General features: G+C 49.4%; 18 protein-coding genes. 10 read left to right on the forward strand and 8 right to left on the reverse strand.

Features of this window, described 5'->3' with window-relative positions:
- Positions 1-3: 3 nt before the first annotated feature.
- The 7 genes from folK to dacB all read right to left on the reverse strand — a co-directional run bounded on the left by folK (position 4) and on the right by dacB (position 9,057).
- Entirely contained in the window at positions 4-2,250 is a 2,247-nt protein-coding gene (gene folK, locus QZT94_RS07405; RefSeq protein WP_296761796.1) for a 2-amino-4-hydroxy-6-hydroxymethyldihydropteridine diphosphokinase, read from the reverse strand.
- A complete protein-coding gene (gene folP / locus QZT94_RS07410) occupies positions 2,241-3,125 on the reverse strand; it encodes a dihydropteroate synthase (RefSeq protein ID WP_296761798.1) in 885 nt (294 codons plus the stop codon). The genes folK and folP overlap by 10 nt, the downstream gene beginning before the upstream one ends.
- 98 nt (positions 3,126-3,223) lie before the next feature.
- Positions 3,224-3,790, reverse strand: coding sequence for a GTP cyclohydrolase I FolE (folE, locus tag QZT94_RS07415; RefSeq protein ID WP_270626494.1), 567 nt, complete (start codon positions 3,788-3,790; stop codon positions 3,224-3,226).
- 3 nt (positions 3,791-3,793) lie between these two features.
- The gene (gene ftsH / locus QZT94_RS07420; protein ID WP_296761801.1) at positions 3,794-5,794 is read right to left on the reverse strand and encodes an ATP-dependent zinc metalloprotease FtsH; all 2,001 of its coding nucleotides are present in this window, start codon (positions 5,792-5,794) and stop codon (positions 3,794-3,796) included.
- Between the two features lie 156 nt (positions 5,795-5,950).
- Positions 5,951-6,502: a hypoxanthine phosphoribosyltransferase gene (gene hpt, locus QZT94_RS07425; RefSeq protein ID WP_296761803.1), complete on the reverse strand. Its 552-nt coding sequence runs from the start codon at positions 6,500-6,502 to the stop codon at positions 5,951-5,953.
- A gap of 9 nt (positions 6,503-6,511) precedes the next feature.
- Positions 6,512-7,633, reverse strand: coding sequence for a tRNA lysidine(34) synthetase TilS (gene tilS / locus QZT94_RS07430; protein ID WP_296761805.1), 1,122 nt, complete (start codon positions 7,631-7,633; stop codon positions 6,512-6,514).
- The gene (gene dacB / locus QZT94_RS07435; RefSeq protein ID WP_296761807.1) at positions 7,630-9,057 is read right to left on the reverse strand and encodes a D-alanyl-D-alanine carboxypeptidase/D-alanyl-D-alanine-endopeptidase; all 1,428 of its coding nucleotides are present in this window, start codon (positions 9,055-9,057) and stop codon (positions 7,630-7,632) included. The genes tilS and dacB overlap by 4 nt, the downstream gene beginning before the upstream one ends.
- Before the next feature lie 129 nt (positions 9,058-9,186).
- On the opposite strand from dacB, the gene QZT94_RS07440 reads away from it, so the two are divergent.
- The 7 genes from QZT94_RS07440 to QZT94_RS07470 all read left to right on the forward strand — a co-directional run bounded on the left by QZT94_RS07440 (position 9,187) and on the right by QZT94_RS07470 (position 16,765).
- Positions 9,187-9,735 (forward strand): inorganic diphosphatase, encoded by a 549-nt coding sequence (locus tag QZT94_RS07440; protein WP_072510361.1) that lies wholly within the window; start codon positions 9,187-9,189, stop codon positions 9,733-9,735.
- Between the two features lie 260 nt (positions 9,736-9,995).
- Entirely contained in the window at positions 9,996-11,351 is a 1,356-nt protein-coding gene (locus QZT94_RS07445) for a C40 family peptidase (RefSeq protein ID WP_296761809.1), read from the forward strand.
- A gap of 318 nt (positions 11,352-11,669) precedes the next feature.
- On the forward strand, positions 11,670-12,998 hold the full coding sequence (locus QZT94_RS07450; RefSeq protein ID WP_072510363.1) for an ABC transporter substrate-binding protein: 1,329 nt from the start codon (positions 11,670-11,672) through the stop codon (positions 12,996-12,998).
- Positions 12,999-13,182: 184 nt separating this feature from the next.
- Positions 13,183-14,028 (forward strand): sugar ABC transporter permease, encoded by an 846-nt coding sequence (locus QZT94_RS07455; RefSeq protein ID WP_072510364.1) that lies wholly within the window; start codon positions 13,183-13,185, stop codon positions 14,026-14,028.
- A gap of 44 nt (positions 14,029-14,072) precedes the next feature.
- Positions 14,073-14,927, forward strand: a complete 855-nt coding sequence (locus QZT94_RS07460) for a carbohydrate ABC transporter permease (RefSeq protein WP_296761814.1) — start codon at positions 14,073-14,075, stop codon at positions 14,925-14,927.
- Positions 14,928-15,045: 118 nt separating this feature from the next.
- The gene (locus tag QZT94_RS07465; RefSeq protein WP_270626481.1) at positions 15,046-16,092 is read left to right on the forward strand and encodes a LacI family DNA-binding transcriptional regulator; all 1,047 of its coding nucleotides are present in this window, start codon (positions 15,046-15,048) and stop codon (positions 16,090-16,092) included.
- A gap of 28 nt (positions 16,093-16,120) precedes the next feature.
- On the forward strand, positions 16,121-16,765 hold the full coding sequence (locus QZT94_RS07470; protein WP_296761817.1) for a YesL family protein: 645 nt from the start codon (positions 16,121-16,123) through the stop codon (positions 16,763-16,765).
- A gap of 96 nt (positions 16,766-16,861) precedes the next feature.
- On the opposite strand, the gene QZT94_RS07475 is transcribed toward QZT94_RS07470, so the two are convergent.
- Positions 16,862-17,845: a hypothetical protein gene (locus QZT94_RS07475; protein WP_296761819.1), complete on the reverse strand. Its 984-nt coding sequence runs from the start codon at positions 17,843-17,845 to the stop codon at positions 16,862-16,864.
- A 491-nt stretch (positions 17,846-18,336) separates the two neighbouring features.
- Between QZT94_RS07475 and QZT94_RS07480 the strand changes: the two genes are divergently transcribed.
- Genes QZT94_RS07480 through QZT94_RS07490 form a run of 3 tightly spaced genes read left to right on the forward strand, consistent with a single transcriptional unit; the run spans position 18,337 to position 20,522 of the window.
- Entirely contained in the window at positions 18,337-18,987 is a 651-nt protein-coding gene (locus tag QZT94_RS07480; protein ID WP_296761822.1) for a DUF47 family protein, read from the forward strand.
- Between the two features lie 3 nt (positions 18,988-18,990).
- Positions 18,991-20,034: an inorganic phosphate transporter gene (locus QZT94_RS07485; RefSeq protein ID WP_296761824.1), complete on the forward strand. Its 1,044-nt coding sequence runs from the start codon at positions 18,991-18,993 to the stop codon at positions 20,032-20,034.
- A gap of 17 nt (positions 20,035-20,051) precedes the next feature.
- A complete protein-coding gene (locus tag QZT94_RS07490) occupies positions 20,052-20,522 on the forward strand; it encodes a septum formation family protein (protein ID WP_296761826.1) in 471 nt (156 codons plus the stop codon).
- The last annotated feature ends 21 nt before the right edge of the window (positions 20,523-20,543 follow it).

The following is a 20,543-nucleotide window of genomic DNA, read 5'->3' on the forward strand; positions in this document are numbered from 1 at the left end:
AGCCTATCCCCTATCTGCCGGGTCAAGAAACTCGGTAGGTTGATCAGTAGAATCGTTTTCCGGTTTCACTATCGGAATTGCTCCGGTAGTGGTAGGACGTAAAATCGAACGTCGCTCTACTGTAGGAGTATCGTGCGGGTCGCTATCATCAGCGCGAGATAAATCCTGTTCTGTAATTTCTAGACTGTCAGGGCGGGGAGGATTCTCCAATGTGGGAATCGGACCGGTCACCAGTCTGCCAGCGTGACGACCACTGCCGTATTCTGGTCCTTCCTCAACCTGTTCGGTATCGCTACCGGCTTCCCGGTTTTGATCTTCGACAGTCTTAGGCTGACTATCACCGCCCTGAACAGGACTTTCAGCAGGATTTTCTAATCTGCACTCCTCTTCCATTAAAGGCGCAGGAACGGCATTTTCCCAGGAGTTTTCCTCCAAATCCTCCGGACATTCTGCTGGTTTAGTGATATTTGGGACTGAAGATAGCTGTTCATCGCCTGAGAACTGGCAAGGCGCGGAACTGGGAGAAACAGATTGCCATATCGGCTGCGCCGCATCCTGAGATAGGCTGCTTTCATCTGCTGGGGGCAGCTCATTCAAATACTGTTCACTGCCGGTTTTTTCTCCAATAAAAAACGCTTTTATCCGCTGCCAAATACTCTTTTTCTTTACTTCTTGTACTGGAGAGGAATTATCCCAGTTATCAGGAGAATTGGGTGCTTTAGAAACAGAATCTTCCCCCGCACTGATATCCGCAATATCGGATTGTGGAGCGTTCTTTGCCGGTATTCCCTCATCTAATATCACTGGTTGCTGGGGAATTTCAGTATTTAGGCGCGGCAGCGGCTCCGAAGAGACCGGAGTGGGCAGTGCCGATGAATCGTTACTAACCGCGGGGATGGGGGGAAGCGGCGAGGAGGTTACCGCGTCCTTATCCGAATCAGCAGCATCCTCCGAATCCAGTTGCGGGATTTCTGCACTGGGGTGCAGCTCGCGCGCATCATCTAAAACTCTGGGGGCTGCTGGAGGACGAGTAAGCGCTGACCAGCGAGGTAAGGGAAGCGCCCCGGAACCTGCTTCTGTTTGAGGATGCTCACTGCCCAACCAGTTGGGGTAAATCTCTTTAACGCCGTCACGATCAGCGGCATAGTCAGCAAGAACCACCACTTCTCCCGCGCCCGCAAGCTGGGCGGTAGGAGCAATTAGCGACCAGGGCAATAACACGAAGGCGCGTTTGGCGGCACGAGGATGCGGCAGCTCTAAACGTTCATCATCACTGGTCACGCCTTGATAATCAATAATATCTAGATCAAGGGTGCGCGCTGCCCAACGCTCGGTCCGTTTCCGCCCATGCTCGTCCTCGATACCCTGCAATAAATCTAATAAACCCAGAGGTGAGAGCATGGTTGAAACAATTATTACCGCATTTAGGTAATCGGGCTGCTCTTCCTGTCCAGCAGCGAGTACCGCACTGGTTCGCACCAGCGGTGAAACTTCAACAATCCCAACCCCGCTCGCAGCCGATAGCTGCGATATTACTTGCCGGAAAGTGTCGGAAACATTTCCGATATTTCCCCCCAGGGCAATTACTGCTTGCCGGGGCGAGGAAGGCACCTGTTCCAAGGGGCTATCTAGCCCCCCACTAGCCCTATCTTCCTGCTTAGATGGCTGCTCGGCGGAGTCATTTTCTTCCTGCGTACCATCGGTATTTGACGTATCGGAGTTATTCTGGTCGAACGGGGTAATATCTTCTTGATTTGGCGAGGGTGCGGCAGCGGAAATCTCTTTAAGGTCTAGCAGCTCGGTGTCAGGCTGAGAATCTTCAACCTCTTCCGGCAGATAGGTTTTAAAGTTATCTAAACCTCGCCAGATGTTTACCGAGACATCTTCTTTTTCTACCCCCAGCGGCGCGTCTGGTTTATGCACACAAACCCGAACTGCCTGCACATTGGGAAGCGCTAGGGTTTCCTCGGCGATTTGGGCAGCCACTTTTTCGAGTAAATCTTGAGGCTCACCGCTAATGATACGGCTAATAATGCCACTGACCTGCGAGTAATCAACCGTATCTGCCAAGTCGTCGCTGCGTCCTGCCGGCTGCATATCCAAGTAAATATCAGCATCAACTGAGAAAAGTTGCCCATCCTGGCGCTCATGGTCAAGCACGCCGTGTAGACCGCGTTCCTTAATACCGACCAGGCTGATGTGGTCGAAATACTGGAGACGTTCAGTGATTTCGTCGGGTTTTAGCAACATTTTACTTCCCTCCACAGTTGGCCGGCTGCGACCGCACTGGCTGAAGCCGCAACATTATGTACTCGCACTGCCCAAATTCCTTTAGCTGCACACAGGGCACTTACTGCCGTGGTTGCTGCTTCGCGTTTTAGCGCTCCGTCTTGCACACCGGCAGGAATCTGACTGTCACAAATCTTAGGTATCGCCAAGTCTAAGAATCGTTTCCTTGAAGCCCCGATAAGCAGCGGATATCCTAGATGATGCAATCTATCGATATTTCCCAGCAGCTCCCAGGACTGTTTGGCAGTTTTGGCAAAGCCTAGCCCCGGATCAAGAATGAGACGGCGCATATTAACCCCAGCCTCCTGGCAGGCGTGAGCACGCTTGGTCAAACCCTGACAAACCCTGCCGGTAACATCTCCCCCGTAATCACACAGGTTATCCATAGTTTTGGGGTTACCGCGCATATGCTGACAAATATAGTAGGCATTATTTTGTGCCACTACTTCCAGCATCTGCGAATCCTTCACCCCGCCCGAAACATCATTGATTATTTGCACCCCGAGCGCTATTCCCGCCTGGGCAGTGGAGGCATTTACAGTGTCTAGAGAAATAGGTAGCGGGTGAGAGGATTGTTGCCGATACCCGCGAATCACCGGCAGAACCCGGTCTTGCTCTTCGCTGGCACTAATCGCTTTAGCCCCCGGACGGGCGGATTCCCCTCCTATGTCGAGAATATCTGCCCCCTGTGCTTCTAGCTCCAGGGCATGAGCGATTGCTTTATCAGGGTCGTACCATTGTCCACCATCGGAAAAGGAATCTGGAGTTACGTTGATAACCCCCATGACTTTGGTGCGCCCGGGCGTAAAAAGGTTCCGAATCTCCAGAATTTGCATAGTTCTAGCCTACCCGTGATTAAAGCCCCTTGGTGTTTACTAGGAGGTCGAAACTGATTTTTCTGGTTCTTTAAGCCGAGAGCGTCCTCTGGGGAAAGTCAGTTTGCGCGAATCAGGGAGAGCACTTCTGCTCTACTACGTGAATCTGAACGGATAATTCCACGTAGAGCCGAGGTGGTGGTGCGTGCTCCCGGTTTTCTAATCCCCCGCATGGACATACATAGATGTTCCCCTTCGATTACCACTGCGACCCCGCGAGGATTTAGCTTTTCCATTAAGGCATCCGCTACCTGGGCGGTTAGACGCTCTTGCACCTGCAAGCGATGGGAAAAACCCTCAACTACTCGTGCCAGTTTCGACAATCCGGTTATGCGACCATCACGGGGAATATATGCCACATGTGCAACCCCAAAAAAGGGTAACAGGTGATGCTCACACAGGGAGTAGAAAGGGATTCCCCGCACCATCACCAATTCGTCATCATCAACCTGGAACTGTTTTTCTAAAGGCTGTGCGGGATCGGTTAGCATCCCCGAAACAGCTTCTTTCCAGGCTCTGCCCATGCGGGCAGGGGTTTCCTGTAATCCTTCTCGGTCAGGGTCTTCCCCGATAGCGATTAGCAGGTCGCGAACCGCTTTTTCAACCCCCTCTTGGTTATAGCCCACCAGTTATTTACCTTCCACTTCCAGGTCTTTAGGAATCGGAGCGGTAGTTGGGGCGCTAGGTTCAGCAATCGGATGTCCGATTACTGCCCCAGGAACAGCCCCATCTTTGCCGTATGACCATATTTCTCGCTCGGCTTGCTTAGTTACCGGAGCAAAAATATCTGTTAGTTCTTCTTCTAGCAAAGTTTCTTTTTCGATTAGGCGGGCGGCTAAATCGTCGAGGATACTGCGGTTTCGCGTCAGAATCTCCCAGGCTTCACGGTTGGCACTATCCAGGAAGTTACGTACCTCTTCATCAATGGTACTGGCTACGGCTTCTGAATAGTTTCGGCTAGAAATCCCGTCACGCCCCAAGAACGGTTCACTGTCATCTTTCCCGAGTTTTACCGGCCCTACCTTATCGGACATCCCAAAATCGGTTACGAGGCGACGGGCAGTAGCGGTGGCCTTTTCAATATCGTTGGACGCACCGGTAGAGGGGTCAAGGAACACCAGTTCTTCAGCTACCCGCCCTCCCATGGCATAAACCAATTCATCTAACAGCTGGTTGCGGGTGCGCGAATAGCGATCTTCAGTGGGCATCACCATGGTGTACCCGAGGGCGCGCCCACGTGGGAGTATCGTAACCTTGGTAACCGGGTCGGTATAACGCAAGGCAGCGGCACAAAGTGCGTGCCCGCCCTCGTGATAAGCGGTAACCAGCTTATCGTGATCGTTCATTACCCGAGTGCGTTTCTGTGGCCCGGCAATCACCCGGTCGATAGCTTCATCAACTGCTCGCATATCAATCAAATCGGCATTAGAACGCGCAGTCAGCAGCGCAGCTTCATTAAGCACATTTTCCAGGTCAGCACCGGTAAAACCAGGAGTGCGTTTGGCAACCTGTCCCAAATCAACATCTGTGGTCATTGGTTTGCCTTTGGCGTGCACCTGCAAAATCGCTTTGCGCCCCTTGATGTCGGGCGCATCTACGTTTATCTGCCGATCAAAACGTCCTGGACGCAGCAAAGCCGGGTCTAGCACATCGGGACGGTTGGTGGCGGCAATCAAAATCACGTTAGTGTTTTCATCAAACCCATCCATCTCTACTAGCAGCTGGTTTAGGGTTTGTTCGCGCTCATCATTCCCGCCACCCATACCGGTACCGCGGTGACGACCAACAGCATCAATTTCATCAACAAACACGATTGCGGGGGCGGATTCTTTGGCTTGGCTAAATAGGTCACGTACCCGCGAAGCCCCCACACCCACGAACATTTCTACGAATTCGGAACCCGAGAGAGTAAAGAATGGTACCTTAGCTTCCCCAGCTACCGCTTTGGCTAGCAGGGTTTTACCGGTTCCCGGAGGGCCACACAGCAGCACGCCCTTGGGGATTCGAGCACCCAGGTTATGGAACTTAGCCGGGTTAGCCAGGAACTCCTGGATCTCTCGTAATTCCTCTACCGCTTCATCGGCTCCCGCAACATCACCAAAGGTAATCTTGGGGGCGCTGGCATCAAGTTTCTTGAACTTCGATTTACCAAACCCCATAATGCCGCCGCCCTGCATTCTGGACATTGCCCACCAAATCAAGGCAAAGAAAAGCAGCAGCGGAATCATCATCTGGGCTAGGGCTGACCACCAAGAACCGGTGGGGAAAATCGAGTTATAGCCCTTTTTGAGGTTAGAGTCTTGAATCAGTTTGTTAATCTGTTCTGCTTGTGGCTGCACAAACGTGAAAGTAACTTCTTTGGCGGCACTTGGCGGGAATATCTGCGTATCCTGTCCCAGATTCTTTGGGGTGTATTTCTTTGAGAGCGTCAGTTTTACCTGTTGAGTACCATCATTAATCACTGCCCGCTGCACAGTTTTAGCTTTTAACAGCTCGATACCCTCGGAGGTATCGACCACTGTGGGCGCCATGGCTTGCGAGAATACCCAAAACACGGCAATCACGACAAGCGTCGGAATCCCCCATTTGAGCCAGTATTGCTTGTTACTATTCTTTTTCTTATTCGCCATTTATCGGTTTCATACCCTATTAGCCGGTGCCGCTAGGCGGCGTTGTCTCGATAGATTTAAGCCTAAACGCTTTGCGCCCTAAATGCTTACTTTGGTTCTTTTCTCCCCAATTATTATGCTTTCGGCGCAGCGGTTTAATTAACTGAGGAAAAACTCCTACTGATAAACGTGAGGAGCCAGTGTACCTACGAAAGGTAGGTTTCTATACTTCTCTGCATAATCCAGACCGTATCCAATCACGAACTCGTCCGGAATATCGAAACCTATGTATTTCACCTCGACTTCAACTTTTGCGGCCTCGGGTTTACGCAGTAGAGCCGCAATTTCTACCGAGGCTGCACCCCGCGATGAAAGGTTGCGGGTGAGCCAATCCAAGGTTAGCCCCGAGTCAATCACGTCCTCTACGATAAGCACATCTCTGCCGGTCAAGTCGGAGTCTAAATCTTTTAGAATCTTCACTACCCCAGATGATTTAGTAGCAGCTCCATAGGATGAAACTGCCATCCAGTCTATTTCGGCAGGAGTGTGGATAAGGCGAGCCAAATCAGCCATCACCATGGTGGCGCCCTTTAACACTCCCACCAGCAGTATTTCGCGTCCTCGATAATCTTCATCGATTTTTTTCGCCATTTGAGCGAGCTTATCTTTGATTTCTTGCTCGCTGATTAATATCTTTTCGAGCGCATTGCCCATATCGTTTGCGTCCATTTTCCCAGTTTATCCTTTTGATTTTGTTCGATTCTGCCTAAATAAAAGCTTATAACTGCCTTTTGTTCGCGAACATACTACCTGACCAGGCAACTGAATCGGACCGGTTCCCCGGCGGGCAGTCGCTAAAAAGTCCACGGTATCTAGCTGAACTTTCCGCAGGTCTGAGGCGCGCGCACCAGCCGTAAGCGCGGCCAAGCGCCACACTCGTTTACGAATAGCTGCCGGTTGGGAAAGAAGTTCTTTGGTGTCTACTGTCACCGTCCCCACCTCGTCCTGACTGGTTTTGTTAAACCATTTTTCAGCGAGAGCATCTAAAGCATCAAGGTCTTCTTGTAAAAGTAAAGCAGTACGCGCGAGGGCGGGACGCGGATCAACTCTTAAAGCTTTTTCGAGGGCGGGTAGCCCAAGATGTCGTAAAGCAGCGCGACGCAATGGGTTTCCATCTGCTGCCTGTACCGGCCCATCTGGATAGTTAGAAGGGTCATCTATATAGGGCAAGCCCCACTGTTTACAGGCAGCGACAGTATCGGTGCGCGGTAGGTCTAATAGGGGGCGTAAATACCCGGCTCTCTTGGCGCTATGTCCGGTAGCTACGCCCTTTGGTTTTATGGTTTCAAAGGGGCGCATTCCGCAAATCGAACGCGCTCCACTGCCACGTATCAGCCCTAATAGAACGGTTTCTGCCTGATCGTCACGGGTGTGCCCTAATAGGATAAATACTTCCGATCCTATTTTCCCGTAGTATCTAGCTTGCTTCTCCAACGCGAGGTAGCGCGCTTTACGTGCCGCGCCCTCTTTACCACTGCCGTTTTCTTGGGCGGAAAGCTCTAATAGGGCGATATCTGCGTAGCCGAGTTCCTTGAGGATTTGGCATACCTGCCTTGCTTGAAGCGCTGATTCTTTGCGCCAACCATGATCTACGGTTACGCCTACCAGGTGAAAGTTTCTAGAGGAGGCAAGATGACTACAGGCAGCAGCCAGTGCCAGGGAATCTGGCCCGCCTGAACAAGCAACTAGCAAGGTGGCGTGAGGATTAGTTTTTTCCAGGCGCCTAAGATACGCCAATACGGCGCGCTGTACGCGCCCGCCAGCACCTGCCGGCACACCCGGTAGCTCCTGTGCTTTCACAGGGTTGCCAGTCCGTTTACAAAGTTGTCAATAGCGGCGCGGGCGTTTTCCCCCGTTCCTTCTTTATAGGAATCAATGATTACGGCAAAGGTTAGGGTGCGACCAGATTTTGTGGTCACCAGACCGGTTAAAGATCTGGCGCGCTGCAATGAGCCAGTTTTTGCCCGCACATTACCGGATGCGGCTTGCTGCGAATACCGGGTATCTAAAGTTCCATCTAGAGCCCCGATTGGCAGTGAGGACACTATGGGGCGCAACTGCGAGTCGCTACCTGTTGCCGCTTTCTGCATGACTGCCGCTAACAGAGCCGGTTTGATCCTATCTTCAGTTGATAGGCCAGAACAGTCTTGATTAGCGAAATCTGCGCTCTCTAGATGCAGTTTTTTCAAGACTTTCTGCGCTGCTTTTATCTGTCCGGCAAAGTTAGTACCGGAACCAATTTTGGCTGCCGATGCCCGACAAAGCACCTCTGCCAGCATATTATTGGATTCTTTTAGAGTTTCGTGAACGATTTCGTGCAGGGCAGCACTTTTTACTTCCGCTAACATTGCTGCTTCTTTAGGCGCAGTACCGCGTTGAACCGCTTCGACACTAATCCCGTTATCTTTCATTCGCTGCGCGAATTGTTGGGCTGCTGAAAGCGCAGGATCAGGCAGGTATCCGTAGGATAGCTGTGGGTTCGCCAATCCGTTATTGATGGCTATGGGAGTGGGCTTACTTTCATATCTGTCGTTTCCTTGCGCTTTCCAGTTGGGAAGCGGATTTTGGTCTCCGAAAATGCTTTCATCTAGGAACAGCTGCGTGGTGCTGACTTTTTGCGCTTTGAGTTTCTTCGCGGTTTTAGCAGCTAAATCTCCCAGACCTGCATGTCCAGAGATAGCGTCGGGATTGCCCGCATTGGGGGATAATAGCTGATCCCCGTTTCCTCGCAGGTATAGTTTCCCGGCTGCGAAATGGGTTGAGGTGGTGAAGCGATATTGCGCTCCGAGGGTATCCAATGCGGTGGCGGCGGCAATTATTTTTGAGGAAGAGGCGGGGGTCATCAGCTGGTTTCCGTTTATCTGGGCAATAGTCTTCCCGCTTGCGGTATCAATTACGACCGCTCCCGCTCTGGCGTTAGTATCCGGGGAAGCTGATTCCTGAGATTTATTGTCTACTCCGTGTTGTGCTTGACTAACTAGCTGATCCATCAGGGGTTTTAACTGTTCTGGCGTGACTTGATTAGCCTGTTCATTTATCCCTTTGGTAGCCTCGGCTTTCGTGGTGTTGAGGTCGATTTGGACGGTTTGCGGTAAATCTAGGGATTGTTTTTCTATTGTTAGGATTCCTGGAACCAGATTGTAAGCGTCGGCCACCGCATATCCGAGGCTTCCGATTACTAGGGCGACCAGAAGAATTAGCGGCAATAGGACGGATTTTCGCATTCTTCCCCTAGCTGACGAATTTTCAACGTATTCTTACAATATAAAAAGTAGATGCCATGACTTCGGCGGTAAATACTTTTGCCCCGATTGTCGCATATTTCGCTAAAAAGGCGGAAAGGGGAAAGGGAAATGGAATTTGACGTTACTATCGAGATTCCGAAGGGTAACCGCAACAAGTACGAGGTTGATCACGGAACGGGTCGTATCCGCCTAGACCGTATGCTGTTTACTTCTACTCGTTACCCTGATGACTATGGCTTCATCGATGGGACTTTGGGCGAGGATGGCGACCCTCTTGATGCTCTGGTGATTTTAGAGGAAAGCACTTTCCCGGGTTGCGTTATTCGTTGCCGTCCGCTTGGAATGTTCCGGATGCGGGATGAAAACGGTGGCGACGACAAGGTGCTATGTGTTCCGGCAGCAGATCAGCGGGCTTCGTGGCGTACCGAGATAGAAGACATTTCCGAGTTTCACCGCCTTGAGGTTCAGCATTTCTTCGAGGTTTATAAGGACCTAGAGCCAGGCAAATCGGTAGAGGGCGCGCATTGGGTTGGGCGCAAAGAGGCCGAGGAAGAGATTCGCCGTTCTCGTCAGCGTATGAAAGATTGGGAAGCGGAAAACGGCAAGAAGTATTTCGGACTGGTTGCCGATGTTTTCGACGGACATATAACCGAGTAGTTTTTTCTGTTAAGCACGCGAGAAACACCAAATAGCCTATATTGTGAGCTATTTCATACTTTACTGTTTCTCGCGTGTTTTTCTTTGTGACACCAGCTATAACACCTCGAAACTGCCGGTTTGATTAAAAATAAGCTTCAGCTTTCATCTTTGTTACACATGTTATTAATGTGAAATATGTTGTTAGAGATACTAAAGCGCGGTATTGTGACACTTAGCTCGACTTATAACTCCCAAAAGTCGCTCTAGGAGGATAGCTTATGAAGCTCCACGTATCTACGGAGCGTAAAGCCGGTAGGCGCGCGCTGGTAGTCTCGGCCAGTCTCGCCCTAGCAGCTTCCGCTTCAATATTTGCACCCGCTGCCTTTGCTTCACCTGCCGATGACAAGGTCGAAGCGGCCAAGGCGGCAGAAAATAGCGCTGCTAACTCAGTGGCAGACATTGAGGCTCAGCTGGTCAAGCTCAGCGCCTACACTCAAGATGTCCGCGATCAAGCAGAGGACGCAGAAGCCGGTTATAACGACGCCATCTCTAACTTGGTGGTTGCCAAAGAAACCGCTGACAAGACCGCGAAGGACTCTCAGGAAGCCAAGGGAAAAGTTGAGGAAGCCCGTAAAGCTCTGGGGGGACTAGCCCGCACGGTCTATACCACGCAAGGATCACTATCCTCGCTGACTCCTTATCTACATGCCGACGGTTTGCAAACTGTGGAAATGAGGAAGGTCTCCATCGAACTGTTCGGTTCGAAGGCGGATTCCCAGATGCAGACCTTCGACTCGATTGCCAAAGTTGCAAGCGTTTTGGAAGCGCGAGCTAAAGCGGCACAGAATGAAAAAGCTGAGGCAGCGCGGGATTTAAAAACTCAAAAGGAAGCTGCTGACAAGCTAAAGGCTGACACTGAGCAAAAGCTAGCTTCCCTGGGAGCTCAGCGTGAAGAGCTAGTGAAGAAACTAGCAGCTGCACGCGGTGTAACCGAGCAGGCAGAAAAAGAGCGCCAAGAGCAGATTGAGGCTGAACGGAAAGCCCGGGAAGAAGCCGCAAAGCAAGCTGCTCTAAAGGCTGCTGAAGAACAGGCAAAGCGCGAAGCAGCAGAAGCCGCCCGTAAAGCAGCCGAGAAGAAGGCTCGCGAGGAAGAAGCCGCTAAACGCGCAGAATCAAACCGGAAGTCTAAAGACTCTAAAGCTAGTTCCAGCCAAAGAAAAAATAAGAGCAATACTGCTAGTAGTTCAGATTCCAAAGCAAACAATACCTCTGAGAAAACCTCCTCTGCTAGCCAGCATGGCTCTAGAGCTGGAGTAATTTCTTATGCTAAACAGTTCATAGGGGTTCCTTATGTTTGGGGAGGCTCGACTCCAAAGGGATTTGATTGCTCGGGACTTACCTCTTATGTCTATCGGAATGCTGCCGGAATATCTCTGCCTCGGCGGGCGATACAACAGCGTAGCGCCGGAACTATTATCCCCAAATCACAGGCTCAACCAGGGGATATGGTGAACTACCGCAGCCACGTCGGAATTTACCTTGGAAATGGCTATATGATTCACGCTCCCAAACCTGGAGATAAAGTCAAGATTGCCCGAGTTTACGGAAATCCGGTTTACGTTAGGGTGATGTAACCCCTTAGGCACGTCCTCTAAAACTATAAATAGAAATGCCCGGTGGCGGCGCGGATGGTTTAATCCCCGCGCCGCCACCTTTTTACATATTCACTTTCATCAGCGCAGCAGGGCTAGCCTCGGTATTCTAGCTGAGCTAGTTTCGAGCATTAACCTCAATTTTCAACCCTGAAAGTTAACAAGACGATAACAATTTCCCCAATTAGACTTCCATCAGAAAGCAAGATGAGGTAGGTTATCTCTATACATCGGAAACGTTTCCGATGGGACGCAAGTAATCGCTTCCGTCTTTTACCAACGCTCCAAGGGAGGACGTTAATGAAAAGGAAAACTCGTATTCTGGCAGCAGCTGTTGCTGGAGCATTTGCGCTAACCGGTCTAGCTGCCTGCGGATCTGGTTCTGACAACGCTAACGAAAAAGGCTCTGTTTCTTTCCTAAACTTCAAACCAGAAGCAGAAGAAGCCTACAAGAAAATTGCTAAAGCCTACACCGATGAAACCGGAGTAGAAGTTAAAGTCGTTACCGCAGCCTCGGGCACATACGAGCAAACCTTAAAATCGGAAATTTCTAAACCCAAGCCACCCACCCTGTTCCAGGTAAACGGTCCGGTAGGTTTAAAGACTTGGCAGAAATACACCGCCGATTTAACCGATGCAAAGTTCGCTAAAGATTTAAATGACCCCAACCTGGCTCTCAAGGGCGAGGACGGAAAGGTTTACGGCGTCCCCTTGGCGGTAGAGGGCTACGGCATCATCTACAACCAAGAAATCATGGACAAGTATTTTGCAATGCCAGGCGCCAAAGCCACCAAGATGGACGAAATCAACAACTTCGCCAAGTTGAAGGAAGTTGCTGACGATATGCAGGCTCACAAAGCCGACTTGGGAATCGATGGGGTATTCGCCTCTACCTCGCTAGCTAGCGGTGAAGATTGGCGTTGGCAAACCCACCTCTCCAACATCCCCATGTATTACGAATTGCAAGACGCTAAAGCGACCGATATCGCCAAAGCAGAATTCAAATACAACAAAGAGTTCAAGAACATTTTCGATCTTTACCTAACGGATTCTACCGTTGACAAGAAACTGACCCCCTCCAAGACCGTGACTGACTCCATGGCTGAGTTTGCTCAAGGGAAAGCTGCGATGGTACAAAACGGTAACTGGGCATGGAGCCAGGTAAAAGATGTTGAGGGGAACAAAGTTAAAGAAGATAAAATCAAGATGCTCCCCATTTACACCGGTCATCAAGGTGAAGAAAAGCAAGGACTGGCAGTAGGAACGGAAAACTTCCTAGCTGTTAATGCCAAAGCTTCTAAAGCTGACCAAAAAGCTACTATTGATTTCGCTAACTGGCTATTCACCAGTGCCAACGGCAAGAAATTCGTAGTTGAAGATCTTGGGTTCATCGCTCCGTTCAAGAGCTTCAGCGCTAGCGAAACCCCCAATGATCCGCTAGCTAAGGAAGTTGCTGCTGCCTTAAGCAACAAAGATCGTAGCGTGGTACCGTGGTCGTTCACCATTTACCCCTCACAAAAGTTCAAGGATGGCTTCGGTCAGGCACTAGGACAATATGCTGCCGGAAACATGGACTGGAATGCGGTAGTAAAGAACTTCACTGACGGTTGGGCAGCTGAAAAGAAATAGCTAACCACCCTGCAGTAAGACAAATCGGGTGACAGCCCGGCTGGGAGGGGAGTAAAACTCCCCTCCCAGCAAACCTCCAAGCTATGCAGGACAAACAGCAGATTCTGATTTAATTAGTTTCAAAACTACAAGCAAAACAAGTTTCATCCTGAGACACTAACCATGATCAGGAAAAGGACAGACAATGAAGTCAAAGTTAAAATATTACTTCCCAATTTTCGTATTACCGACACTGTTGGCATTTCTTATTGCTTTCCTAGTGCCTTTTATTATCGGTTTTTTCCTATCATTTTGTGATTTCACCACCATAACCGATGCAACTTTTGTAGGAATCCAAAACTACGTCGATATATTCGATGGTCGTGACGGATTTACCTCTGCATTCATTTTTACAGTTATGGTGGTAATCGTATCTATCGTTTCGGTTAATCTGTTTGCGTTCGCAATCGCTTGGGTATTGACCCGTAAACTAAAAGGAACAAACTTTTTCCGGACTGTATTCTTTATGCCCAACCTGATTGGTGGCATCGTATTGGGCTACACCTGGCAAATCATTATCAATTCCATCTTGTCAGAATACGGAGCTACCCTCGTAAGTGACTGGAAATATGGATACCTAGGGTTAATCGTGCTGATTAATTGGCAGCTGATTGGCTATATGATGATTATTTATATTGCCGGACTGCAAAACGTACCCCCAGAGCTTACCGAAGCAGCAGAGATAGATGGGGCAGGTCGCTGGCAAGTGCTGCGTAACGTCACTATTCCCATGGTGATGCCCTCTATAACCATCTGTTTATTCTTAACTTTGTCAAACACTTTCAAAATGTACGACCAAAACCTGGCACTAACCAATGGTGCGCCCTCCGGTAAAACCGAGATGGTCGCCCTTAACATCGTAAATTCCATGTTTGCCGAGGTAGGGGCAGAGGGCGTCGGTCAAGCTAAAGCCGTAATTTTCGTAGTAGTCGTGGTAGTTATCGCCATGTTCCAGCTGCGGACCACCAGAGCAAGGGAGATTGAAGCATGAGCGAAGTAAAAGCACCAGCTCCCCTACCCTCAACAGGAATGAAAATGAAAGAAGATAAAAAAGGAACCAGCCCGGTCACCAAAGCCCTGCTTTACGTGGTCTTAATTGCTCTTACCTGCATATTTTTAGGGCCGATTCTGTTCGTTGTTATGAACTCGTTCAAATCGAAATTTGAACTATCGAACAGTCCCTTCTCTATCCCCCTCGGAGATTCCTTCGTAGGTTTACAAAACTACGTTACCGGTCTGCACCTATCGAATTTCTTCAGTTCGATTTTGTGGTCTTTCGTAATTACTATCGGATCGGTAGCGATTATAGTAATGCTTTGCGCTATGACTGCCTACTACATCACCAGGGTTAAGAGCTGGTGGACGAGCGCACTCTACTATATTTTTGTTTTCTCGATGGTAATTCCATTCCAGATGGTAATGTTCCCCACCGTACAGGTATCCAGTCTGCTCCGTCTGGATAACCCGCTCGGATTAATGGTGCTTTACCTCGGGTTTGGAGCCGGTTTGAGCGTGTTCATGTTCGCTGGATTCGTAAAATCAATCCCGATTGACATTGAAGAAGCTGCCACCATTGACGGTTGTAACCCTCTTCAAACCTATTTCCGAGTAGTCTTGCCAATGCTAAAACCCACTGCCATTACGGTAGCTATCCTCAACACCATGTGGGTCTGGAATGACTTCCTGCTCCCCAATCTGGTGTTAGGACCGGGCAGTAGCTATCGAACCATCCCCATTGTGGTGCAGTTCCTGCTGGGATCGAACGGAAACCGCGATATGGGTGCTTTAATGGCTATGCTGGTACTGGCGATTATCCCGATTGTAATCTTCTACATTTTGATGCAGAAATACATTATCGAGGGCGTCGCTGCCGGGGCTGTAAAAGGCTAAAACTTTAGCAGGGTTTGGGGCGAAACATCTCAAGTTTTCGCCCCAAACCCTGTTTTTATTTCCACCCGATATAATTTCAATACCTACTTTTATTTACTTTTACTTAAGGAACATCTCCATGGCACAGTTAGCGGCAGTAACCATTAAAGACATTGCCGCTGCTGCCGGAGTGGGAATTACTACCGTTTCCCGCGCCCTCAATAATCAAGACGAAATATCTCCCGCCACCAGGGCACGCATCCTAGAAATTGCCGACGACTTACAGTATCTCCCCAATCGCCATGCACAAAACCTCAGGTCATCTCATATAAATAACATCGCTATGGTGATGAAGGGTCCTTCCAATCCCTTCTTCTTGTCACTAATCGACCCGTTAGAAAAAGAAATCCGTTCCCAGGGTTACCAAATGTCCCTGCTGCGAGTTCCGCACGGAGTAGAAGAAGTAGAAATCGGGCGTGGCGCGCAGCAAAACTCTGGAGCCGCCGGAGTATTATTTTTAGGGGGAGAAGCCCATCAATCCACAGCCGTGTTCGACACTTTCCCCTTACCTTTCGTTATGTGTACTGTTCCCCCCGGTCCACAATGGAATCACACGGTTGCCACTGTCAGCGTGGACGAAAACTCTGCCATTGCCAAAATTGTCTCCCACCTGGTGAAACTGGGACATAAACACATCGCCTTTTTAGGGCCGGACAAGTCAGAACATTCAGTGGGACTAATCCGTCAAGAAGCTTTTATCTCCGCTCTAAAACAGGAAGGAATATCTTACGATAAGCAGCTAACGGTACAGGGAAATAAGAAAGATAACCCCTATTCTCTAAGCTACGGATACCATATGGCTCAGCGCCTCTTGGCACGTAAAATCCCGTTCACTGCGGTAGTAGCTATCAGTGATGTGATTGCTATTGGTGCTCAAAAAGCCCTGATAGATGCCAATATTAGAATCCCACAAGAGGTTTCGGTAACTGGATTCGATGGCATAGAGTTCTCCCGTTACACCAACCCCGCTTTGACCACCATTGAACAACCCATTGAACAGTTAGCTGAAAACACCTGTCGCCTATTGTTTTCCCAAATAAACAAGAAAAAGGTAAAACAGTCACAAATACTACTACCCGGCAAACTGCTGGTTGGCGATTCTACTGCCCCAGCACCAAATTGTTAATATTTTTCTCCAACAATCCACATTTACCATGAACCGATTCTTTTCCCATGAAGGCTCCTTAGCCGCTCTCCTGACTCTCCTCGCTGATATCGCCATGATTAGTGCCTTTATCACTATCGCTTCGATTCCGGTAATCACTATCGGTCCGGCTCTAAGCGCCGGATTCTATGTTCTTTTACAAATCGTCCGCGAGGAGGGAGCAAGACCGGGATTTACCTTTTGGAGACGTTTTCGTGCAGATTTTCGCTCTTCCTTACCCGGTGGCATCATCCTAGTCGTCCTCTTGCTGGTAGGTATCTATCAGTTACAACTAATAAAATATCTTCACCTCACCCCCACCTGGACCTTGATAATGCGCTCCGGAGTAATCCTCGGCTTGGCAGCAATCGTTGCTATCGCTACTTGGTTTTTTGCCTATGCTTCCCAGTTTTCCGCTTCCTTTAGCCAAACTCTACGCAATGCCGCCCTGCTGGCTCTAGGGCGGCTACCGCGCACCCTCATAGCCCTATTGTTTAGCGCCCTGCCGCTAGGGGCTATCTACTTGCGTCCTTCTTTAGCCTGGAGCGCAATAATCTTGATGCCCCTTTTTGGCTGGGGATTCATCCTCTATTTGCAAGCATTGATATTAGATACTCCTTTGACCTTGCTCAAAGATACCGAATCCACCAGATAATCCCCCTTAGTTCCCAGCTAAGAATGATTATTACCCGTCCTAAGAACCTTTAGATGACCTAGATAGCATTAGGTGGCAACACCCTTTGGGAATACCCTATTTCGTGGTTGCTGGCTGGGATTGCTTCGCAGCGAGGGCTTTGCGGGTAAGCACTTGCCCCCCACCTTTAACCGGGTCGCCAAACCAGGCTTTATAAAACTGATAAAAATTTAGATTCCCCGGTTGCGCACACTCGTCATTTAGTCCAGCAAGCGCATCTGATGAGGGCAAATAGGGGGTGTAGTTGTACAGTGCAGCAGTTGCCCAGTTTTGAGGAACAATTTTCTTACTTCCGCAACGCGAATCTGGTCCAAATCCCAAAGTAACTGCTTGACCTGCCGCTACATCATAATCCTGCGGATTTAGCTGGTAGCGCCGCCACTGTCGCGCCGCGTAATAAACCTGAGTACCAAACCCATAAAACTGCGAGTCACAGGCTTTATGATCCGGACAGGCATACCCCATGGCAATTTGGTATCTGCGAGGAGTAAGGCGCGTTGAAGAAGCAGTAATAAGTCCCTGTTCTTTTTGCAGGGTAACCAAAATAGCTTTCGGGTTAATCCCACAGGCACGGGACACCTGAGCAATGATTTGCCCCGCGGTTAAGTTTTCGCCACCCTGAACTGCCCGAGAACAGAACCGGTCAGCGTCGTGACCTGTAAGGACGCCCCGATAGTCTTTCAAACAGGGCACGGATTGGCTCTGTTTATCCCCGCCACTAGCCGGGTTATAGATTCCAGTATCTTTCGGTATTTTTTCGGCTTTCCCACTGCGACATCCATATCCCCAATCAGTAATGAATGCTTGGATTTGCTCAGAAGAAAGAGAATTCCAGCGAGTGAATTCGCTGTCGCTAATCAAATTAGTTTCATCAAAGCCCTGAGAGCTGACCGGAGGCATTCTAGGCTCAGCCGGTAGCTGAGCACTACTATCCTGCCGGTTAAATAGATAAATTAGGCTCACTACCAGGGCGATTATTATCGTCAGTATCAGCAAACTAACTAGACGGCGCAACCGATATTTGGGGGCATTATTAATCACCTCTTCATTATCCCTAGATTGCTTCTTCCTGGGCAAAGAGGACGAATAACGGCTTGAGGATCTGGAAAACAATCGTTCAAACCAATGTCAAAGCATCATAGCCGCTACTGAGTACCCCTAGGTGCAAGGGGAGGTAGCTTTCGATAGACTATAGGAGCGTCGGGCCGTTTAGCCCCGGGCTCCAAAAATTGCCGCTACGAGCGGCCTCAGCGCCGACTGGCGCTTCACGGTCCGGCGTTTTCCCTCCCTTATCCCCTACGCAACACCCCCTATAGAAACATCAAAGAAATAATCGAGGATTCCCTCTATTTAGTTCCCGCTACCGGCAGTTCTATCCCAGGTGTAGCTGTGAGGCTATCTCACACTTAGACCTTATTTTCCCTGTTCAAACCCCTTTTATTTTCACAGGTTGTTCCAAGCACTCCCCCTATAAAAAATACCGGGAAAGCTAATTATCGGTTAGCTAGAAAAGTTGGATACCCTTAAGGCGGATGGTTCTTCGTCAAGGAGGCAAGATGCTGTTCGGCAAGAAAAAAGAAGATAAAGAAGATTTCTTCGACCTATTCAATAAAGCGGCGCATAACCTAGAAATCGCGTCGGAATTACTGCTTAAAATTACCAGTGTAGATTCCTTTGAGGAGCGAAAACAGTTACGTTCTCAGCTGCACGATCTCGAACATAACTCGGACGAGATTACGCACCGCACTATGAATATGCTGAACGCCACCTTTGTCACCCCCATGGATCGCGAAGATATTTCTCTGCTAACGGCAGCATTAGATGATTGTATGGACGGTATCGACGAAGCAGGCGACCTAATCGTCCTTTACGAAATAGAAGATATTCCGCGACGGCTAGAAAAACAGGCACAAATCCTGCAAGAATGTGCTAAGGAAACCGTGCAGGCTCTCCCGAAACTACGGAAAAAGCAGAACATCAAAGACTACACGGTAAAAATCAATAGCCTAGAAAACAAGGGCGATAAACAGTATCGCAAGATTTTGGCAGAGATTTTTAGCTCCGAAACCGACCCCATCTATGTTATTAAACTGAAAGATGTGGTCGAGTCGCTAGAAACCACCTGTGATTCTTTTGAACGCCTAGCCAACGCGGTTGAGGCCATCTATATCAAGGAGTCCTAAATCGTGGACACTACTTTGGTACTGGTCAGTATCGTTGTGGTTATCGCTTTAGTTTTTGACTTTACTAACGGTTTCCATGATGCCGCTAACGCCATAGCCACCTGTGTTTCTACCCGTTCGATGCGTCCTAAATCTGCTCTGTTAATGGCCGCGATAATGAACATCGTGGGTGCCATGCTGGGAACTGGGGTGGCTGAAACCATTGGGAACGGGATTATAGATATTTCCCATTTCACCGAGTCCACCTCTGTTGCCGAGCAGCATCATGGCCTAGTGATTATTTTGGCTTCCTTAGTGGGGGCAATCGCCTGGAACATTATCACCTGGTATTTCGGGCTTCCATCTTCCTCTAGCCACGCTTTGATTGGGGGGATGGCAGGGGTTGGTTTAGCTTCTGCCATCACTGTTCAATGGATGGGGATATTAGATCATGTAATCATCCCGATGATAGTTTCTCCCCTGGTAGGCTTCTTTACTGCCTATTTGATAATGCGAGCGCTCTTAGCGCTACTCAAGAACGTCAGCTATCACCGCACGATGAACAATTTCCGTTTCCTACAGCGTTTTTCAGCTGCTGCTATGGCGCTCGGTCACGGCTTGCAAGATGCCCAAAAGACTATGGGCATTATTACCATGGCGCTGCTTACAGCGGGATACCATGGGAGTTCAACTGGGCATTTGACGATTCCTTTCTGGGTTAAGGTTGCTGCTGCCGGTGCGATTTCTCTGGGAACCTATTTCGGGGGAGGACGGATTATGCATACCCTCGGATCTAAGGTTATCGACGTTACTCCGGCTCACGGTTTTATTGCGGAGCTAACTTCTTCTTCAATCCTGTATTTCACCGCATTCGTTTGGCATGCTCCGATTTCTACTACTCAATCGGTTTCTTCCGCGATTATGGGGGTAGGGGCTACTAAGCGTCTGTCTGCGGTTCGCTGGGGGGTTGCCGGTAATATCGCGATTGCGTGGGTGCTTACGCTTCCCGGGGCAGGTTTGATTGGGGCTCTCAGTTATTTCTTGATTCACGCCGTATTCCCTTATTAGACGCTAGTGTGTAAGTAATGACTGTTTTTAGTTTTCCTCGTCTAAGGACGCACCTGGGGTTGCTTTGCGCCCTGGCAGCTTTGAGCCTGGGGTCTTTATCTGGGTGCTCCTCTCAGCCAGTCGCTACCTCTGATTTAGAAGTTGGCGATTGCTTCAATATGAGCGAGGAAGTCTTGACCGGAAAACAACCGGCCGGACAGGTAGAACGGGTGGATTGTAGCCGCTCCCATAACTCGCAAGTGGTTGGGATAAAATCCCTGGACGGAAGCTCTTTTCCGTCTCAAAAACAGCTCTACGATTTGGCTCTTAAACAGTGTGCCCAGGATTTTCAAGATTTCGTGGGGATTAGTTACCGCGATTCCCGCTGGGATCTTTATCCTCTTTCTCCCACCGAGACCAGTTCCAAGGATGAGAGTGCGCGAAAGCTAACCTGCGTGGCCTTAACCCTTCCTCCAAACCAGACTTCTTTACAGAATGCGAAAGAGTAATCTTTCGCATAGCTAATCCAA

Origin of the sequence: Varibaculum sp., assembly GCF_008661855.1 — a bacterium.
GTDB classification, from domain to species: Bacteria; Actinomycetota; Actinomycetes; order Actinomycetales; family Actinomycetaceae; genus Varibaculum; species Varibaculum timonense_A.

Excerpts from the sequence above, each read along its gene's own strand:
- QZT94_RS07440 (WP_072510361.1), top strand. The coding sequence starts at position 9,187 with ATGGAATTTGACGTTACTATCGAGATTCCGAAGGGTAACCGCAACAAG.
- ftsH (WP_296761801.1), bottom strand. The coding sequence starts at position 5,794 with ATGGCGAATAAGAAAAAGAATAGTAACAAGCAATACTGGCTCAAATGG.
- QZT94_RS07460 (WP_296761814.1), top strand. The coding sequence starts at position 14,073 with ATGAAAGAAGATAAAAAAGGAACCAGCCCGGTCACCAAAGCCCTGCTT.
- hpt (WP_296761803.1), bottom strand. The coding sequence starts at position 6,502 with ATGGACGCAAACGATATGGGCAATGCGCTCGAAAAGATATTAATCAGC.
- QZT94_RS07445 (WP_296761809.1), top strand. The coding sequence starts at position 9,996 with ATGAAGCTCCACGTATCTACGGAGCGTAAAGCCGGTAGGCGCGCGCTG.
- QZT94_RS07490 (WP_296761826.1), top strand. The coding sequence starts at position 20,052 with ATGACTGTTTTTAGTTTTCCTCGTCTAAGGACGCACCTGGGGTTGCTT.
- QZT94_RS07470 (WP_296761817.1), top strand. The coding sequence starts at position 16,121 with ATGAACCGATTCTTTTCCCATGAAGGCTCCTTAGCCGCTCTCCTGACT.
- QZT94_RS07450 (WP_072510363.1), top strand. The coding sequence starts at position 11,670 with ATGAAAAGGAAAACTCGTATTCTGGCAGCAGCTGTTGCTGGAGCATTT.
- folP (WP_296761798.1), bottom strand. The coding sequence starts at position 3,125 with ATGCAAATTCTGGAGATTCGGAACCTTTTTACGCCCGGGCGCACCAAA.
- dacB (WP_296761807.1), bottom strand. The coding sequence starts at position 9,057 with ATGCGAAAATCCGTCCTATTGCCGCTAATTCTTCTGGTCGCCCTAGTA.
- QZT94_RS07480 (WP_296761822.1), top strand. The coding sequence starts at position 18,337 with ATGGTTCTTCGTCAAGGAGGCAAGATGCTGTTCGGCAAGAAAAAAGAA.
- folK (WP_296761796.1), bottom strand. The coding sequence starts at position 2,250 with ATGTTGCTAAAACCCGACGAAATCACTGAACGTCTCCAGTATTTCGAC.
- QZT94_RS07455 (WP_072510364.1), top strand. The coding sequence starts at position 13,183 with ATGAAGTCAAAGTTAAAATATTACTTCCCAATTTTCGTATTACCGACA.
- QZT94_RS07465 (WP_270626481.1), top strand. The coding sequence starts at position 15,046 with ATGGCACAGTTAGCGGCAGTAACCATTAAAGACATTGCCGCTGCTGCC.